The organism is Mesorhizobium sp. CNPSo 4670 (genome assembly GCF_057784235.1).
Map to the genome: position 1 here is coordinate 58436 of NZ_JBWJFQ010000030.1, position 15591 is coordinate 74026.

Genomic DNA, 15591 nt, shown 5'->3' on the forward strand with positions numbered 1-15591 from the left:
CGGTATTCATGTGATTCGCGTCCCAAGGAGGGGATCTTGCATCAGACAAGCTATGAGCTAGGCCGGCAGGCTCAGGAGGTCGTTGTTCACGCCGATATTGGGAATGTTGTCCGTGGTTTACGGCTACTTTATCCAAACATCGAGCTGTGGTTCGCCATGAAGGTCGCTCCTGGTTTGCAGGATGGTTCTCGTGCCATCTTTCAGCGCGGAAGCGACGGCCTAGATGGTTTTGTGATCGCGAAGCGAACCCTTCACGAGAGAAAGGTTTGCACGCTGTGGATTGATCCCACTAGGCGCAGGCAAGGGCTAGCTTCGGATCTGCTGGGTGAGGCCTGCGAATGGCTTGGAACCAAATTTCCCCTGATCACTGTTGGTGAAGAGCGATTGCCCGAATTGGCAGGGCTATTCGAGCGTCACTCTTATGTCTGCACCGGTGCCATGGAAGGAATTTATCGCCGGCATCGAAAAGAGTTCGTTTTCAATGGGTGGCTGTAAGCTATTGCAATTCGATAACTTGATCGAGGGCGTCAAGATCACCAGAATTCACGTCGTGCATATCAACGCCGAGATTCTTGGCCACATCGCGAAGCGTCGTCGACTCAATTTCCTGCAAAAGAGCGATCGCTTCGGGGCTGCTTAGACTAGCTGGCCAAGTGCGATTCTTGAGAATCAGAGACGGTTCGCCGGTTATCAACACAATTCTGCTCAGGCCAATTGCACTAAAAAATTCAAAGGGCACCTGAAGCGGCGCCTCATCCACGATCAATATGCCATGACCATCCAAGATAGCTCTCTTGCGATCAATTGTAGAAAGCTTTGCGATCCAGCTGGCTAGAGCCGTCTGGTTCTCAATGGCGTCATCCACGGTGAGAACATCAGTCGGACGATCGATCGATCTCAATATCGCGCTTGCTTGAATGTGAGTGTATTCTGGGCGCCGCGACACCAAGTTCCGGATCATCGAAGTTTTTCCAGATCCAGATAGACCTCCGATAAATATCATGTGAGCACCTTTAGCACTGGATGCATCGCATTAATACTCATCCATGATTGCGGTGGTCGCAAATGATAATATCCACTGAGTTCTCTAAGTGAGATTGGCGAAACAAGACGAACAGGATCTAGTATAGTAATAGCCTGTGCTAATTTTACATTTGCCAAATACCTATCGAAATACTCGCGCGAGCATCCTGTCCATAAGCCGAGCTGCTGCCATAACTCCACAGGAGTTGCCGTGATGATTTCTCCAACCGTGAACCTTCCGACTATCGACGAAATGGGGGCGGTCGCATACAACAGTGCAGGAGTCCCGACCGCCACGTTTCGAGGCCCCCGGCGGCGTAACTCAAACCGCTTCTCTAGGGCCAGAATCATTTCAACCCACGTTGGTGCGATGCTGAGAATCAGTGCCACAGGATTCGTCCATTTGAAGGCGCAGGTTGGCTAGGTCCTATGACAATTGGGCTCCTGCGTCCACAATCTAGCTGCAGAGCGTCGCCTATTTAGTGCAGCGCTCTGTCGTAGCTCTAGCTGTCCGGAAGCCCTTGATACCGCTGGTCACCCGTGGCGCTTTCGGAACCCCTTCAGGGCGCCCTAAACCTCCTTGGCGGCGTCTGAGGGGCGTCCTATGCGTCAGAGGCACAAACCAGGAAGGTGCTTCATTGTGACGATCCGGCGAATACGCGGAAAATGTGCTGGCCGGCTATCGCTCACTCGCCAACATCGCTGCTGTTGAGGCTGCACATGCGTATCAACCAGCCTCCGCCGGCTTGCCGCTCCAAAACACTGAGTGATGTTCCGTTTCCCGTCGCCTCACCTTCTGAATATGCAGCGAGGCACCAAGCCAGGTCGCCGGACGAGTTCGCTTCCACGATAGCAAGGGTTTTGTCCCCGACCTCACCTTGTGTCCAGATGCTGTGGAGTGCCTCAATAGCCGCGCGACCTCGAGCCGGAGGCGCGTAGGGAGAATGCACTTCCCCGTCAGGTGTGAAAATGGCTGCACAACCGGCGGCATCTCCGGCACGGTAGGCAGCGACATAGCCCTCCCAAAGTGCCTGCAATTCATCGCGGATCGACATCCGTAGAGTTCTCCGTCGTTGCCAGGCTTACTTTACAGTTCCGGCCGTAACTCATCTCTGAGAAGTTCGATCAGCCTCCCAGCATCTTTCTCAGTTAGCTTCGGCAACTCCTCACACACGCGATACCAAGGCAACTGAGTGTCCGCGTAGATATGCCTGGTGACCCTGGCCTCGGCCGGTCTGTCCAAAGTGCCCACCGTGATATTCGTCAACCAGTCATCCTTTGACCTCAACGCCTGCCATGCAATCCGAGACCCGCAATGAGCACAAAAGCCACGTTTCCCGTCACCTGATGAAACATAGTATTTCGGTTCGTCCTTCAGATATTTGAGAGTGCCGGCCTTAATTAAGACCGTAATCTCGGCCGGTTGGCCTGTGCTGCGCTGGCAAATGGTGCAGTGGCAGATATAGCCGTTATGCAGATAGACCTCTGCCTCGTATCGAACGCTGCCACAAAGACATCCTCCAGTGACTTTCGTTGGTTCCTGCCCCACCTGCTGCCTCCAATGAGCGGTTCATCAAGCGCGTCCTGGCGCTTGCCTAGCCGCGATTTGCCGGACCTAGGGCCGGTGAAAGGCTACTCCTGTTGTCGAAGCAGTAGTTGCAAAGGCCAAGGTGGCTAGCAGTTGCCAACATAGGGTCGAATGGCTGGCCGCAATGGATGCATTCGATCTTGCCAACGGGGCCATATCGCCCGCTCGTCGCCGCGTGGCGCCTCTTGAGATAGACCTGAACTTCCTTATCCGGGAACACAGACTTGTCAGACATACGCCTTACTCCCCACTCTACGGGGAAGCCTTATATCAGAGATGACTAATATTCATAGCGAATGCCTTGGCCTTCTCCTTGGTGGTCAGCACCGTGCGCCAATGCGGCTTGTCGAACACACTGACAATGTAGGTCGTGGCCGCCTTGTCGGTCATCTCGTCCTCTGAACAGAGAAAGCCCGCGCCGCTTGCGGGAGGCGCGGGCCGATCGGGAGCCAGTGAAGATCCCGATCTTAAGGCAGTGATGGGGTGAGCATCGCTTGCCGCAAGCAAAAATAGTTAGAGATTGCTAATGTTCCGTCAAGCCGGTTTGGTCCGATCGAACGTCGGCTTCCAGTCGCGGTTGCGCCGAGCCTGTATGCCTTGCATAGTCGGGGATGACCGTGAAGAACACCGGGCGCCGATCGCGGCCGGCAGCCTTGCAATCTGAGCAGCCGAACAGCCGGACAAGATCCCAGTGCATTGAGCCGTGATCATGCCCGAGCTTGTCTATCAGCGCCTGGATGTCGAGTTGTGTCGACTTGCAGCACGCCGGGTGCTCGCAATTGACATACATCGTTTCGCGAGCGGCCAGGGTGTCGGCGAGGGTCTTCATCCTCGGAATCGCTCGGTGTGCCAATGGATCTTGCCATCAATCCTCATGGGCTTATGGATCATCAGCCGTTTCGGCAGATGTTCGGGATGGACCTCGATCAGCGTGATCTTGATCTGCGGCTTGCAGCGGCTGCAGTCGAATTTCAGCGACATCGGATCAACGCCGCCGCCATAGACCATCATCAGGTCGGCCGATCGGCAGTAGCGGACATTGCCGCAGCTGCATTCCGCCTTCACAAGCATATTGTGCCGGGTCGCCTTGCCCAGCGTGTCGATTGGGTCGTGCGCCATACGGACAAATGAGAACATATTCCTATATAGTCAATGCCTCTTGACTCTTTTGTTCTCATTTTGTTCACTTCTGGCAGAATAGCCACAGGGAGGCTACTAACATCGTGCTGTGCCGATTTTGGCCGCCCGACGCAGTGCCTTAGATTGATGAGCGACGAACCTGCCAGACTTGCTGAAGGCATAACAGCAATCCCGCGCGAGCGAGCGCGCATCGAAAACCACGTCTGTGAGCATGTTGGATGCGGCCTGCGGGCGCCATTTGGTTTTGCGAAGCCAAGGCGACCCTCGCATTGGTTCTGTCTCGAGCACCGCAGCGATGGCGATCGGTATCTTTGACGAGGATAGATCCATGACGCGCCACACCTTCGCCGCAGAACTCGAGAGCGTCGCCGAACATATAGCTGATGCCCCTCGCGCGGATCTGCAGATCATGCTGCGCCGGGCTGCCCTGATGCTCCGGAACGTCGGGAACTTGGATCTAGACTCCAACGTTGACGATTCGCTCGCTGGGCTTGCCGCTGAGATGGGTCTTTCAAAGCCCGAACTAATCAAGAAGATCATTGGCGACTGGCTCATTGCCAACGCCTATTTGCCGGTGCCTTACCCCCTCGATGAGGATAGCAACGTGGACAGAACCGCATGATCAACGCACCAAGGCACGCACTCGACTACTCCGATCGCGACATTGATTGCCAGGAGGCCATGGAGCCCGGCTTCCAAGCCATCGTCGATTGCATGCTGGAGGTTGGCTGGGCGCGTGGCGAGATCCTTCGGTCACTTAAGCGGCTCATCGCCGCCGACAATATGACACAGAAAGAGAATGCCAGGACCGAAACTCAATTGGCAATCGCGCGCGCCATGATCCGCGCGGGCAAGCCGTTTTAGTCGCTATCTGGAGTATCTAAGTTGCGCCCGCGTCATCTTCACCAAGGGTGAAGCCCCACTGATACGGGGTGAGACCAATTGGAACTTTGTTGATCGATGGGACTGCGGGAAGGACGTTTGGCCTGAGCGACTGATACCCATCGAGATAGCCTTCGTCGAAGGTCTTGCTAGGGTAAGCGGGAATGTTCTTTACGATAGTCATGGTGCCTTTTGCCTAGGTGCCGGCGGGCGGCTCGTTGATCGCCCCTTCATCAAGCTCCGCCTCTAGGCGGTCGCTGATCGAATCGGCTTTGCCGGCGCCGGCGATCGGTTCACCATCGAAGCCCTGCAGCCACACGTCGGCAAATTCCTCCCAAAAAGCTGGGACATCGCGTTCCTTGCCGTCCTTGCGGGCCTGTGCGCCATACATCCATGCGTAGGTGATCCGCTCCTGGTCTTTCTTAGCCACCGCCATTGTCGTCTGCCTCTCGAAAATCTTGCAGCGAAGCGTGCCGCAAATCTTCCTCCCCGCGCAAGTGCTTCACACGGCCGATCAGCCCCGGCTTGACCCATTGCGTAGTCGACCGCTTCATGCCCTTGGGCGCGGTCCCTGCGTGGGCCTGGACGCGTGTCCAGAGCCGCTCGCGCATCTCGCGGTTGAGCGTGATGAAAGCCGAGCCTACATAGCGGCCGGTGCCGCGCTCTGCCATCAGTGCGAAGGCTGGCTTGCCCGCTTCACGCTCGACGCCGAGCAGCTCGTATTCGTCGATCGAGTAGCATTTCGCCTTCAGCCAATTCGTCGACGGGCCGCTGCGGTATTTGCTGTCGCGGCGCTTGGACACCATCCCCTCGAGCCCGGCCTCGTCGACGAGATGGAAGATCGCGTTAGCATCGCCTGGCAGTGACTGGCTAAACTGGATACGGCCACCATCCGGTATCATCTCAGCCAGGATTTCGCGCCGCTCCTCAAGCGCCATGTCTCGCAGATCGTGCCCGTTGAGGTGCAGCAGATCGAAGGCGACGAAATAGAGGTCATGCTGTCGGCGGGTGATCGCCTTGCGCAACTCGCCGAAGTCAGACAGGCCGGCATCGTTGAGCACGATGATCTCGCCATCGAGGATGGCGCTCTCGGCTCCTAGCGTTTCCGCCTCTCTCACCAGGTCGCGATACTTCGCCGTCCAGTCGTGGCCGTTGCGCGTGTAGATCCTCGTGCCGTCTTCATCGATGATGAGCTGCGACCGATAGCCATCGAACTTGACCTCGTGAATCCAGTTGTCACCCTCGGGAGGCTTCTCCACCAGCGTAGGCATCAAAGGCGGGATGAACTTCAAACGCATGAACTGAACTCGCAAAACCGCGATTCAATTAGCATGCGCTAAAATGGTTCCGGAACATTTTAGCTAAATCGAATGTTCAATGGTCATGACGAAGCCATCCCACCTTGGACCGCTTATTCCTAGCAAGCATGACGGCGGCGACCATTCCGACGAACAGGACAATTTCTATTCCTGTCCAATCTGCGGCCAGATGGTCGACATGCGCGATCTGCGACAGGTCATTTGGCACGAACGGCCGAAGCACAAGCCGTTCATCGTGCTCGTTGATTAGACGCGGCGCTTCAGGGAAACGAGCCTAACATTTGCCACGCCTGAACAAAAAAGCCCGCCACCTTGGGTAAAAGGTGACGGGCTCCGAAGACGCCAGCAGAGGGACATCAGCTGGCCGATACGTAACTTTGTGCGGAAACATTAGTTGCATCTAAAATACAAAGCCCGCCACCTTTCGCGTGCTGATGATCGATAAATGGCTGTAAGGCTAAATAGCCTTTTCGCTTTATGTCGCTCCGATCAAGACCCACAGGCCCCAGAGACCGATCGGCACTGATACAGGTATCCATTCCAGCGTCTTGTGAACGCCCAGCCATTCCTGCGGATTGTAGAGCCAAGGGCTCTCGACCGGGGTCCAATACCATTTGGCGGCATCGATAATGGAAAGGCTTGTCCAGGTGCCATCCTGTAAAAACCAGAACACCTGCATGCCGAAGATACCGATCCCGGCCAGCAGCGCAGCAGCTCCAAAAATCCAATCGTATTGTTTGGTCACGCTATGCCTATTTAGCCTTTTAGCGGCTTCGGATCGACCCCACCACGACCAGAGCGCCCATCACTACGGCCGTGCCCGGAACCGACAGCCAATCCAACACATGATGCACACCAAGCCAGGTCGTCGGATCGTTCAGCCATTGGAAGATTTCGGGTCGGTTTGGCGTTATGAGAATCTTGCCGACGTCGATAAACGAAAGCGGCCACCAGATCCCGTCGCGCAGATACCAGAAGATTTGCAAGCCAAAGCCAGCGATGCCGCCGAGCAGAATCAACGCTCCCGATATCCACTCGTCGTCATCGTCCTTCTGTCCAGCCATTCAACCCCCTAAAACGTTGTCTCGCCTTTTAGGCTTTTAGCCGTTAGCCCAACGCTTGGCGATCCAGTCGTCGACGGCCTCGATGAAAATGTCCTTCATGCGCATGCGCGACTTGAGCGAGGCCATCCGGTCCTTGGAAGTGGCCCCCGGTCGGGAACATCGGAAGTTCTAGCGCATTGCTAGTGCACGCCATTGCGACTCACTGCCTACGGATTCGAAGTGCGACCCTCGATCACAAATGTATGGGAGTTGGTGCGAGAAAGCGTAGTCGGCTTCATCAACGACAATGCTCTTAGTCATGGGGCGGCGATGGCTTTTTATGCCGCCACGTCGCTGGCGCCGATCCTGCTGATTGTGGTCGCTATCGCGGGTCTCGCTTTCGGTCATGATGCTGCACAATTGGCTTTGTCTGCCCAGATCTCCGGGCTGATGGGGCCAGAAAGCGCAAGTCTCCTTCAGACCGCGCTCGAGAGCGCGTCCGGCAAATCATCCGGGACTTGGGCGGCGGTCATTGGCATCATCACCTTGTTCGTGACCGCTTCTGGCGTCTTTGGTGAAATGCAGCAATCGCTGAACACGATATGGAAGGTTGAACCTCAGGGAAGTTCGTTGTCGCGTATAGTCCGGGCCCGTGCAGCAAGCCTGGGTTTGGTCGCAGCACTCGGTTTCATGTTGCTCGTATCTCTCGTAGCCAGTGCGGCGATCTCGGTGCTGGGCAATTTCATCAACGCTCAGATCCCGTTCGGCACAATCGTCCTCGGCGTGACCAACACGGTCGTTTCGTTTGTCCTGATCTCGGCGATGTTCGCCGCAATCTACAAAGTGTTGCCTGATCGAACCCTCGAATGGCGCGACGTAGGGATTGGTGCTGTTGTGACCGCTGCCCTGTTCACGCTCGGAAAATCACTCATTGGCTGGTATATCGGCACCAGTGCGATCGCGTCCTCATATGGTGCCGCCGGTGGACTGCTCGTCATACTCCTCTGGGTTTACTACTCATCCGAAATCTTTCTTCTCGGGGCCGAATTCACTCGCGCCTATTCCCTTCGACATGGCAGCAGATCCGATCTGGTCGCGCTGGTTCACAGTGCTTTGCCCGCAAGAGTCGTCCCAGTGCGCGCAAAGCAAAAGTCCAACTCTGCCGGCGTCGTCGTGTTGTTGGCGGTGGCGTGCGCGAGCGCAACGATGACCGCGCTTATGCTGGGTCTTCGCCGCCCGTAGACCTCCCGGCCGGCAGGCATGCGAAGAGAAGGGATGGCGAGCAATGGATCCTGACGATCTCAACACGAAACCGATCGTCACTGTGTTCGGCGGAACAGGCTTTCTCGGGCGCAGGATTGTGAAGCGGCTCCTAGAAGGAGGGGTTACGGTCCGCGCCGCATCCCGCCACTTGGCTCGCGTGAGCCCGATCTTTTCATCGACTGGAAGGATGCCCGAAGCAGTCGAGGCCAATATATTGGATGCAGCCTCGATCGGCTCGGCCATTGCCGGATCACAGGCGATCGTGAATGCTGTCAGTCTTTATGTCGAGCAGGGCGTCCAGACGTTTGAACGCGTGCACGTGAAAGCCGCGGCTGATCTCGCCGCCGCGGCGCGCGATGCCAAGGTCGACCAGTTCATCCATATTTCGGGGATCGGCTCGGATCCTAAATCGGATTCGAATTACATCGGGGCACGTGGGCGCGGAGAAGTAGCGGTGGAGAGCGCATTTCCCGGCGCTTTCATTGTGCGCCCCGCCGTCATGACAGGACCTGACGACGCTTTCCTCATGACCATTGTGAGACTGATACGGCTCCTGCCGGTCTTTCCGGTGTTCGGCAATGGTGGCACACGGCTTCAACCGGTCTGCGTGGAAGACGTCGCAGAAGCGGTGAGCGTGCTGATCTACGGGCGAAACCACAGGGGTTCCTCCATATTCGAATTCGGTGGCCCGCGCATCTATACCTATATCGAACTGCTCAGGGAGATCGCCCGACAGCTCCATACGAACATCAAGCTGATGCCGGTGCCGTTTGCGGTGTGGAACGCCTTGGCTGGCGTCGCGGAACTCCTGCCGGTCGCGCCCATAACGCGCAACCAGGTCGATCTTATGCGTCACGACAATGTGGCAGCAATCGACGTGCCGGGCCTGAAGGAACTCGACATCGAGCCCCGGAACATCGACGAAGTGATCCGCTTGATCGAACAGCGCGCGTGACGCAGCTTCGCGCTCGGCCCGCGCCAGCCCGGTGGCCTGCCAAAGGAGCCGAAGCGCAACGTCATGGACCTTATGGTCAGATCGATCAGATCAAGGTGAAGACTCGGGATTCCCGACAGGATCCTCCGACAATTGGTCCGTTTGGACTTCTTCCGTGACAACTTCGAAGCCAGCAAGTCTGGATGCGCCGAAACTGGTTGAGAGAGCAACATCAGTCGCGTCGCAACCCGTCGCCATCAGGATCCTACCTATGCGCGGGCGGTTGTGCCGAGCATCAAACGTGAACCAGTGACCGCTTAGATAAGCTTGAAACCATGCACTGAAATCCATGGGATCCGGCACCGGAGGCACCCCGATGTCGCCGAGATAGCCGGTGCAATAGCGCGCGGGGATATTCATGCAGCGGCACAGTGCGATCGCCAGATGCGCAAAATCGCGACAGACGCCGGTTCGATCTTCGAAGGCGCCATAGGCGGTCCGCAGCGGATTGGCGGCTTGGTAGTTGAAAGCGATGTGATCGTGCACGAAATTGCAGATCGCCTGAACCCGGGTCCATCCAGGCGTGGTATTGCCAAAGTTCGCCCAAGCGATGTCACCAAGCCGATCGGTGTCGCAATAGCGGCTTCCGAGCAGAAACCTAAGCACCCCGTCCGGGAGTTCCTTGATATCGTGCTGAACGGCGCTCGGCAGGACAACATCCGACTTGCCGGTGTCGTATATTTCAAAGGTCGTCGATATCGTCGTCAGCCCTGCCGGCGCTTCTATTCTCGTGCACGCGTTGCCGAAAGCATCCATGTAGCCGCGGGCCTCGATCGGGCGATCAAAACCTATGACCTGCTCTGTGAGCAGATCGACGCGGCGTGAGGGATGAATCTCAAGGACCAGCAGCATTGGGGTCGGCTGCGGGCATTCGTAGGTAAGGCTGAAACCTGCGCGGATCCGCATCGATGCTCCAATGTTCTAATTCAGGAACCGGGCAAACTCCGGGTTTGCCAAACAGTTCCGGAGAACATCAGACAGCGCTAATTTTTGTTGGCGCGGTTTCCTTCGCCACCTTCACCTCAACGCTCATACCCAGAAAACTTGACGCGCTTCCGGAGTAACTTCCGGAAAGTGGGATGGCTTGTCGGGGATGGCGAGCCACCGCCACCCTGATCAAATCCCGGTTGCCGACAATGCCGTTGGTTGGATCAAACTCGATCCAACCGGCCCCAGGCAAGTAAACCTGGCACCAGGCATGCGTTGAGCCACCGCCGCGGACAGCATCACTATCGCGGCTCGGCACATACACATAACCGGTCACGAAACGAGCAGCAAAGCCAAGCGAGCGAACCGCTTCCATCATGAAAAGCGCAAAGTCTCTGCATGTGCCCTTGCGCAGATGCAAGGTTATGAGCGGTGGTTGCGTTCCGGTTTCGAACCGGCGGGAATACACGAAGCTCTCGTGGATGGCGTAGCAGAGCGTCATCAACAGTTTCCCGGTCTCGGTCTGTCCTGCGGCACTGAGAAACTGTCGTGCCCATTTGCCGACCTCGTCACCATCATCGGCGTGATGGCGCTTCATTGTTTGCGCGAGGTCGGCTACCTCATCGGGATCGTAGGAGAATGGATAGTTCAGCGCGGCCTCATCGATACGGAAATCGGGCGCATGCTGCGGTGTGTGATCGAGCCGAATGTCCGTCGCGAAATGAAGTTGATTGGCCGAGCCGTCGAAATCGATCACGGCTACGCAGTTTCCAAAAACGTCGTGGATCCATCGAACCTCGCTCGGCTCGGGCCTTACGGATAGGGCGTGATCCAGAAGTCGTTGATCGAAACTGTCGCGCGGCCTGAACATGAGCCTGTGCTCGCCAAACTTCACAGGCCGGTTATAGCGATAGACAGTGGTGTGCTTGACAGAAAAGATCGGCATCGGCGTCCGTCAATGATCCCTGGCACGTTACATCAACCTAGCGCCTAATCGGACCTCAAACGAACTGTTTCCGCTTCTAGCGATCCTCCCGGCAGCGGTCGCAAAAGCTCAGCCTCTGGCCTTGTCAGATGGATCCACGCACTCCAGTCGGGCGGCTGGAGCACAACAACTTGCCGATTGTGGTAAGGCGCCAGATCCGGCCCCGGCTCCGTCGTGAGCATAGTGAAGGTTGGCGGCTTGTTGCCTGCGCCTTCCTTCCACAACCCGGCGATGGCCATGAAGGAGGAGCCATTCAGCGAAAATCGATGCTTCGCCTTTGGATACTTCGTTCCCGTGAATTCGAAGAACGCTGAGGCGGGAACAAGGCAGCGCTTGCTATTGGCAAACTGTCGACCTTCGGAGCGGAAGTTGAATACTGGTCCGCCTTTTGGTCCCGACGGAGGAAAACCAAACGTCATCGAAACCAGTTCGATGGCATCACCGGAGGCGCGCATGATCGGAGCTCGGTCGTTGATGCGGATGTCGTCTGCCTGCGGCAGATCCAGTTCAGTTTGGTGGGTAGGGATGTTGACCGCCAGCGACTGCATCATCCGGCAGTATTCTGCCCAGGCAATATGCTGCTCGTAGTCGTTGCACATCGGAGACTCCGCACAGTGGATTGTCCAACATAGCGCCTGGAGATCGTCCAGACAGGATCAGCTGGTGCGATGAGGCGCGGTGATGGCTCTGGACGGCACTCTGCGGAAACCGATACGTCGATCCATTCCTTTTGTGTTAGCACGAGGCCGTTTTTTGTAGCGCGGCCTGGTGAAGGGCGACGTTACACGACCAATCCGAAAACAGTCGCAATCTCAGGCCTCCCCGAAATAACGCGCACGCGCCCGATCGTCAGAGGGTGCCTCTGGTCCCAAACCGATGACATCAGGAACACGTGTCGGATCCTGGGCGAAGAGTGCAAAAGCATGCTCACGCCGGCAGTCGGCCGCATCACCGCGCTCGAACAGCAAAGCTGTCTCCATTGCTTCCAGCCGTCGCATGCGGCCATAAAAGTCATCATGGTCCCCGGCATAAGCATCTGCTGCCGACTGCCAATCAATGACGGCGGCGGCGGAGAGGGCCATGGCGGCAGCTCCGGTTCCGGGGGCAATTCCGGTTCTGGTGGCGGCGATTCCGACTCCGGCGGTGATGACGCCGGTGGCAATTCCGGATCTGGCGGCGGCGATGATGGCCCAGGCGACGACCACGGTGCCGACGAAAACGGCCATCATGAACAAGAGCATGTGAACTCCGCGGGCGACAAAGTCGAGGTGGATGGCAATAAGATCGAGGTCACCCATCCGGACGGCACCAGGGAAGAGATAGAGAACGGCAGGCTTGAGACCAAAGATGCATCAGGCCGCACAATAGCCGAGCGCGCGGCCACCCCTGCCGATATTGCCCGCCTGCAGGGCCTATGAGCTAACCTGCTTTGTCCAGGCGACGCTATTGCAGCCTCGCCTGGCACACAGAGCGGTATCGAGGATGAACACTTTCGCCAGGGGGATCGCAGAGGCAGGAAATCGCGTCCATGGTCGTTTGCCCCTCAGCGTGTTTGTTCTATGGTCTCTCGATGAAGTCACTTCCCTTGGCAGTCAAGATTGCCGACATCGTCGCTGCTGCCAAGCGGCGGCAAATCCCGCTCGACGTCGAGGCGAAGGCTGAACGCCTGTTGAAGGATCATCCCGAGGCAGAGGCTAGCCGCTCCGAGATCGCAGATACCTTGCGGGATGAAAGCGTCGCGCTCGGGTTGATCTCAACTTAGAGTCTCTGATGGGGATTCTGCGATGACGCGCGACCAGATGCTCGCCACTCCGATGCGCCGACGCCGTCGCGCCCGATGCGTGGTGCACGGCAATGATCGTTCGGTGCGGTGCTGGTCGGCCCCACGCTTCATCCAGTCGTGATAATGTAGTGCAAAGTTGCTGGCGCCGAGCGGACGCCCCTCCGCTTCGGGTTGATCCCAAGACCTCCTATTGCCCGGCCTGACCTCTCTTTCTAGCTCTCCGGGACGAGCCTCGACCTGATTGCGTTGATGGCATCTGCGGTCGCAAGGTCGAGAGCCAGGTTCAAGATGCTCAGTTCACTGTCGCGCACATATTAGCAACCCCTTGACGAACTTGCAGGCTGCGCCAGAATCCTATGCATGGCGCGGGAAATCAACATCGGTGACAGGGTGGCGATATTCGCCACGGTGGGCAAGCGCATCGAAGACCGCGTGACCCTGCACATCCTTACGAGCCAACAATCCTATTCGATCGTCGATCCAAAGGCGAAGCTAGGCGACAGGATGAGATTCGAGGGCGATGTCGTCTTTGTCGACGAGGATCTGGGCCGTGTCACCGTGCAGGTGCTCGGCCGTGTCACGGTCGAAGCCAGCACGGTCGAGCTGGTGAGCAAGTTCCGGCGGCCGCCAGAAAAGGAGCCGCTGCAGACAGGCGTCTAAAACGCCCGCCAAGCCCGCGCCAGAACGACTCGAGCGGCAAGGGTGAAGGCAGGGCGGTCCGGCCCTGAACTCCTGGGGAACTGGCCTTCTCGACTTGGCGCGATGCTGCCTCTGAGAGATCAGGGACGCCCCCTCGTTGTTAGCAAATTTGCGTCCCTCGCGAGTCGCCAGCGGCCGTCGGCTTCCTTGCGCAAAAGGGTGAGTGTGTATCCCGACCGGCGGATGGGTTCTTTGCCCGGCGGCGTGGCCGTCATGTCGATGGAATTGCGGATATAGGCCCAATCGCCAAGGACCTTGAGTTCCACGATCTCGCTAGTGCCGCCGATCTTGGCGTCGCCCATATCCTTGGAGGTTGCAGCGAAGGCTTCCTTACCGAACGGCTCTTGGCCGGGAACCATGAAGATCACGTCGTCCGTCATCAAGGCGAGGACGCTCGCCAAATCGCCTTTCCTGCTTGCTGCCATCCAGCTGTCGACCACTTGCCGAATAGCGATTTCGTCATCCGTCATCGCTTCGTGTCTCCCGTAAGTCCCCGTGCGCAATGCGCATGAGCGGCGGACCGTTTTCGTGATACCTGGTGCGCATGCCGCGAATGGCAATGCCTATGAGTTTGGCGAGTGGCATCGACCTCATTTCCGATCTCGCCGTGACCATGGCACCAGTTATGGAACAGACCTGTGTTATCAACGCCTTGGACCTGCAACCAGAAAGCCTGCAGGATCGGATACGCGATGAGGTCATCAAACGGAAGCGTCGTGGTCGGTCGCTACGAGGTAGGAGCCTGGGCTCGCCTGACAGAATGATTCCCGACTTGGCTGATCAGCCGAAAGGCCTGTTCCTGCATGGTAGGAAGAATCCTACCTCCCCACGATGTAGCGGGCCAATTTCGTGGCCTTCAGTATTACAAAATCCACCTCAACTCAGCCGTGTCTTACGAACGCGTTCGCGTCGACACGTGAAGCGCTGCCGCGTGGTTCGCAGCCACGATTGAATCCGCAAAAGGCAAACCCGTCGCCACGCCTGCCGCAAGCGTTCCTACAAAGACGTCCCCAGCGCCGTGAGTGCTGATCAGCTCTACGGGAAGTGCAGGGAGGCTAATCAAAGCATCGTCGCGCTTCAAGCCGACCACGCCATCGCCGCCCGCGGTAACGACCACCGACGCGAACGATTTCGACAAGGCCTCACCAGCTAAAGCGGCGTCAGCCAGATTCGCGACAGGAATCCCGCAGAGTTCTTCTGCCTCGATGGCGTTTACAACCAGAACGTCGATCAACGCAGAGAAATCTTTTCCCATCGGGCGATAAGGCGCGGCGTTGACACAGACAATGGTGCCCGAAACCTTCGCCGCGCGAGCGGCGGCTATATTGATGGCCTCGGGCATTTCATTTTGCAGTATCAAGACCCGCGCATCCTGCCAGAGGTCTGAGGTTGCGACGGTATTGGGATCGACCTTCAGGTTAGCCCCTGAGACAATGACTGCACCGTAGTCGCCGCCCGCGTCGGAAATGGCGACGCTCATCCCTGAACCTGTATCGGCAAGGCGGGCCACCCTTGACGCATCCACGCCGCCGCCTTTTAGCGCGGCGATCAGGAACCGACCGAAATCATCATCGCCCACCGCGCCCGCAAACCTGACCATCGCTCCGGCCTTGGCAGCTGCCACGGCTTGGTTGCCTCCCTTGCCGCCAAATTTTGGCCGCCAGCCATAGCCGGTCACCGTCTCGCCCTTGCGCGGGCGATCGGGGGCGTCGATCATGATGTCGTAGTGAAGGCTGCCAACCACGGCGACGATGGGCTTGTCTGTCATGTCTGTCGCCGTTTGTTTGTGACCGCGCCCATAGTAGCTGCGAGATTTCTCTCCGCCGCCGCAAGATCGCGCTGGGCGACAGCCGCGAATACCGCGTCGAAGACCACGAGTTGGGCAATGCGGGCGGCTGCGTTCTCGCCAAGCAGCGGCGAGCCTTGCGCTGTCGAACACAGGACA

24 protein-coding genes and 1 pseudogene are annotated in these 15591 nt (G+C 57.6%); 9 read left to right on the forward strand and 16 right to left on the reverse strand.

Going from position 1 to position 15591, the window contains the following annotated elements:
* The first annotated feature begins 36 nt into the window (after nucleotides 1–36).
* On the forward strand, nucleotides 37–495 hold the full coding sequence (locus tag AC0ZT5_RS32555) for an N-acetyltransferase (RefSeq protein WP_488499761.1): 459 nt from the start codon (nucleotides 37–39) through the stop codon (nucleotides 493–495).
* Nucleotide 496: 1 nt separating this feature from the next.
* Here AC0ZT5_RS32555 and AC0ZT5_RS32560 read toward each other — a convergent pair whose 3' ends face one another.
* The 4 genes from AC0ZT5_RS32560 to AC0ZT5_RS32575 form a co-directional block, all read right to left on the reverse strand.
* Nucleotides 497–1003, reverse strand: coding sequence for an AAA family ATPase (locus AC0ZT5_RS32560; RefSeq protein ID WP_488499762.1), 507 nt, complete (start codon nucleotides 1001–1003; stop codon nucleotides 497–499).
* Between the two features lie 706 nt (nucleotides 1004–1709).
* Entirely contained in the window at nucleotides 1710–2078 is a 369-nt protein-coding gene (locus AC0ZT5_RS32565; RefSeq protein ID WP_488499763.1) for a YybH family protein, read from the reverse strand.
* 32 nt (nucleotides 2079–2110) lie between these two features.
* A complete protein-coding gene (locus AC0ZT5_RS32570) occupies nucleotides 2111–2572 on the reverse strand; it encodes a GFA family protein (protein WP_488499764.1) in 462 nt (153 codons plus the stop codon).
* Between the two features lie 562 nt (nucleotides 2573–3134).
* Nucleotides 3135–3440 (reverse strand): hypothetical protein, encoded by a 306-nt coding sequence (locus tag AC0ZT5_RS32575; protein WP_488499765.1) that lies wholly within the window; start codon nucleotides 3438–3440, stop codon nucleotides 3135–3137.
* 23 nt (nucleotides 3441–3463) lie between these two features.
* Here AC0ZT5_RS32575 and AC0ZT5_RS32580 point away from each other — a divergent pair, with 23 nt between their 5' ends.
* The 3 genes from AC0ZT5_RS32580 (at nucleotide 3464) to AC0ZT5_RS32590 (ending at nucleotide 4615) form a co-directional block, all read left to right on the forward strand.
* Nucleotides 3464–3742 carry a hypothetical protein gene (locus tag AC0ZT5_RS32580; protein WP_488499766.1) on the forward strand — a complete coding sequence of 93 codons (279 nt, stop codon included), beginning with the start codon at nucleotides 3464–3466 and terminating at the stop codon, nucleotides 3740–3742.
* A 337-nt stretch (nucleotides 3743–4079) separates the two neighbouring features.
* Nucleotides 4080–4373, forward strand: a complete 294-nt coding sequence (locus AC0ZT5_RS32585; protein WP_488499767.1) for a hypothetical protein — start codon at nucleotides 4080–4082, stop codon at nucleotides 4371–4373.
* Complete coding sequence (locus tag AC0ZT5_RS32590) at nucleotides 4370–4615, forward strand: hypothetical protein (RefSeq protein ID WP_488499768.1); 246 nt, start codon at nucleotides 4370–4372, stop codon at nucleotides 4613–4615. The genes AC0ZT5_RS32585 and AC0ZT5_RS32590 overlap by 4 nt, the downstream gene beginning before the upstream one ends.
* Nucleotides 4616–4631: 16 nt before the next feature.
* Here AC0ZT5_RS32590 and AC0ZT5_RS32595 read toward each other — a convergent pair whose 3' ends face one another.
* The 3 genes from AC0ZT5_RS32595 to AC0ZT5_RS32605 are packed head-to-tail and all read right to left on the reverse strand — an operon-like array spanning nucleotide 4632 to nucleotide 5931.
* On the reverse strand, nucleotides 4632–4817 hold the full coding sequence (locus AC0ZT5_RS32595; RefSeq protein ID WP_488499769.1) for a hypothetical protein: 186 nt from the start codon (nucleotides 4815–4817) through the stop codon (nucleotides 4632–4634).
* 12 nt (nucleotides 4818–4829) lie between these two features.
* Nucleotides 4830–5069 (reverse strand): hypothetical protein, encoded by a 240-nt coding sequence (locus tag AC0ZT5_RS32600; protein WP_488499770.1) that lies wholly within the window; start codon nucleotides 5067–5069, stop codon nucleotides 4830–4832.
* Entirely contained in the window at nucleotides 5056–5931 is an 876-nt protein-coding gene (locus AC0ZT5_RS32605; protein WP_488499771.1) for an ATP-dependent DNA ligase, read from the reverse strand. The genes AC0ZT5_RS32600 and AC0ZT5_RS32605 overlap by 14 nt, the downstream gene beginning before the upstream one ends.
* Before the next feature lie 85 nt (nucleotides 5932–6016).
* On the opposite strand from AC0ZT5_RS32605, the gene AC0ZT5_RS32610 reads away from it, so the two are divergent.
* Entirely contained in the window at nucleotides 6017–6202 is a 186-nt protein-coding gene (locus AC0ZT5_RS32610) for a hypothetical protein (RefSeq protein WP_488499772.1), read from the forward strand.
* A gap of 225 nt (nucleotides 6203–6427) precedes the next feature.
* Here AC0ZT5_RS32610 and AC0ZT5_RS32615 read toward each other — a convergent pair whose 3' ends face one another.
* Nucleotides 6428–6697 carry a hypothetical protein gene (locus tag AC0ZT5_RS32615; protein ID WP_488499773.1) on the reverse strand — a complete coding sequence of 90 codons (270 nt, stop codon included), beginning with the start codon at nucleotides 6695–6697 and terminating at the stop codon, nucleotides 6428–6430.
* A 19-nt stretch (nucleotides 6698–6716) separates the two neighbouring features.
* A complete protein-coding gene (locus tag AC0ZT5_RS32620; RefSeq protein WP_488499774.1) occupies nucleotides 6717–7016 on the reverse strand; it encodes a hypothetical protein in 300 nt (99 codons plus the stop codon).
* Between the two features lie 309 nt (nucleotides 7017–7325).
* Here AC0ZT5_RS32620 and AC0ZT5_RS32625 point away from each other — a divergent pair, with 309 nt between their 5' ends.
* Both AC0ZT5_RS32625 and AC0ZT5_RS32630 read left to right on the forward strand, forming a co-directional pair.
* Nucleotides 7326–8237 carry a YihY/virulence factor BrkB family protein gene (locus AC0ZT5_RS32625; protein ID WP_488499775.1) on the forward strand — a complete coding sequence of 304 codons (912 nt, stop codon included), beginning with the start codon at nucleotides 7326–7328 and terminating at the stop codon, nucleotides 8235–8237.
* A 43-nt stretch (nucleotides 8238–8280) separates the two neighbouring features.
* A complete protein-coding gene (locus tag AC0ZT5_RS32630; RefSeq protein ID WP_488499776.1) occupies nucleotides 8281–9213 on the forward strand; it encodes a complex I NDUFA9 subunit family protein in 933 nt (310 codons plus the stop codon).
* Nucleotides 9214–9303: 90 nt separating this feature from the next.
* On the opposite strand, the gene AC0ZT5_RS32635 is transcribed toward AC0ZT5_RS32630, so the two are convergent.
* The 4 genes from AC0ZT5_RS32635 to AC0ZT5_RS32650 all read right to left on the reverse strand — a co-directional run bounded on the left by AC0ZT5_RS32635 (nucleotide 9304) and on the right by AC0ZT5_RS32650 (nucleotide 12462).
* A complete protein-coding gene (locus tag AC0ZT5_RS32635; RefSeq protein ID WP_488499777.1) occupies nucleotides 9304–10158 on the reverse strand; it encodes a transglutaminase-like domain-containing protein in 855 nt (284 codons plus the stop codon).
* Nucleotides 10159–10225: 67 nt separating this feature from the next.
* Complete coding sequence (locus AC0ZT5_RS32640) at nucleotides 10226–11125, reverse strand: transglutaminase family protein (RefSeq protein WP_488499778.1); 900 nt, start codon at nucleotides 11123–11125, stop codon at nucleotides 10226–10228.
* Nucleotides 11126–11169: 44 nt separating this feature from the next.
* Nucleotides 11170–11763 carry an SOS response-associated peptidase gene (locus AC0ZT5_RS32645; protein WP_488499779.1) on the reverse strand — a complete coding sequence of 198 codons (594 nt, stop codon included), beginning with the start codon at nucleotides 11761–11763 and terminating at the stop codon, nucleotides 11170–11172.
* 213 nt (nucleotides 11764–11976) lie between these two features.
* A complete protein-coding gene (locus tag AC0ZT5_RS32650) occupies nucleotides 11977–12462 on the reverse strand; it encodes a hypothetical protein (RefSeq protein WP_488499780.1) in 486 nt (161 codons plus the stop codon).
* Nucleotides 12463–12749: 287 nt separating this feature from the next.
* Here AC0ZT5_RS32650 and AC0ZT5_RS32655 point away from each other — a divergent pair, with 287 nt between their 5' ends.
* The gene (locus AC0ZT5_RS32655) at nucleotides 12750–12926 is read left to right on the forward strand and encodes a hypothetical protein (protein ID WP_488499781.1); all 177 of its coding nucleotides are present in this window, start codon (nucleotides 12750–12752) and stop codon (nucleotides 12924–12926) included.
* Nucleotides 12927–13307: 381 nt separating this feature from the next.
* Nucleotides 13308–13607 (forward strand): hypothetical protein, encoded by a 300-nt coding sequence (locus tag AC0ZT5_RS32660; protein WP_488499782.1) that lies wholly within the window; start codon nucleotides 13308–13310, stop codon nucleotides 13605–13607.
* Between the two features lie 119 nt (nucleotides 13608–13726).
* Here the strand turns inward: AC0ZT5_RS32660 and AC0ZT5_RS32665 are convergent, their stop codons facing one another.
* From AC0ZT5_RS32665 to AC0ZT5_RS32675, 3 genes and pseudogenes are all read right to left on the reverse strand, one after another.
* Entirely contained in the window at nucleotides 13727–14116 is a 390-nt protein-coding gene (locus tag AC0ZT5_RS32665) for a YybH family protein (RefSeq protein WP_488499783.1), read from the reverse strand.
* 422 nt (nucleotides 14117–14538) lie between these two features.
* The gene (locus AC0ZT5_RS32670; protein ID WP_488499784.1) at nucleotides 14539–15414 is read right to left on the reverse strand and encodes a PfkB family carbohydrate kinase; all 876 of its coding nucleotides are present in this window, start codon (nucleotides 15412–15414) and stop codon (nucleotides 14539–14541) included.
* Nucleotides 15411–15591, reverse strand: a pseudogene (locus tag AC0ZT5_RS32675) (MurR/RpiR family transcriptional regulator); the annotation flags it as partial. The pseudogene AC0ZT5_RS32675 and the gene AC0ZT5_RS32670, both read right to left, overlap by 4 nt.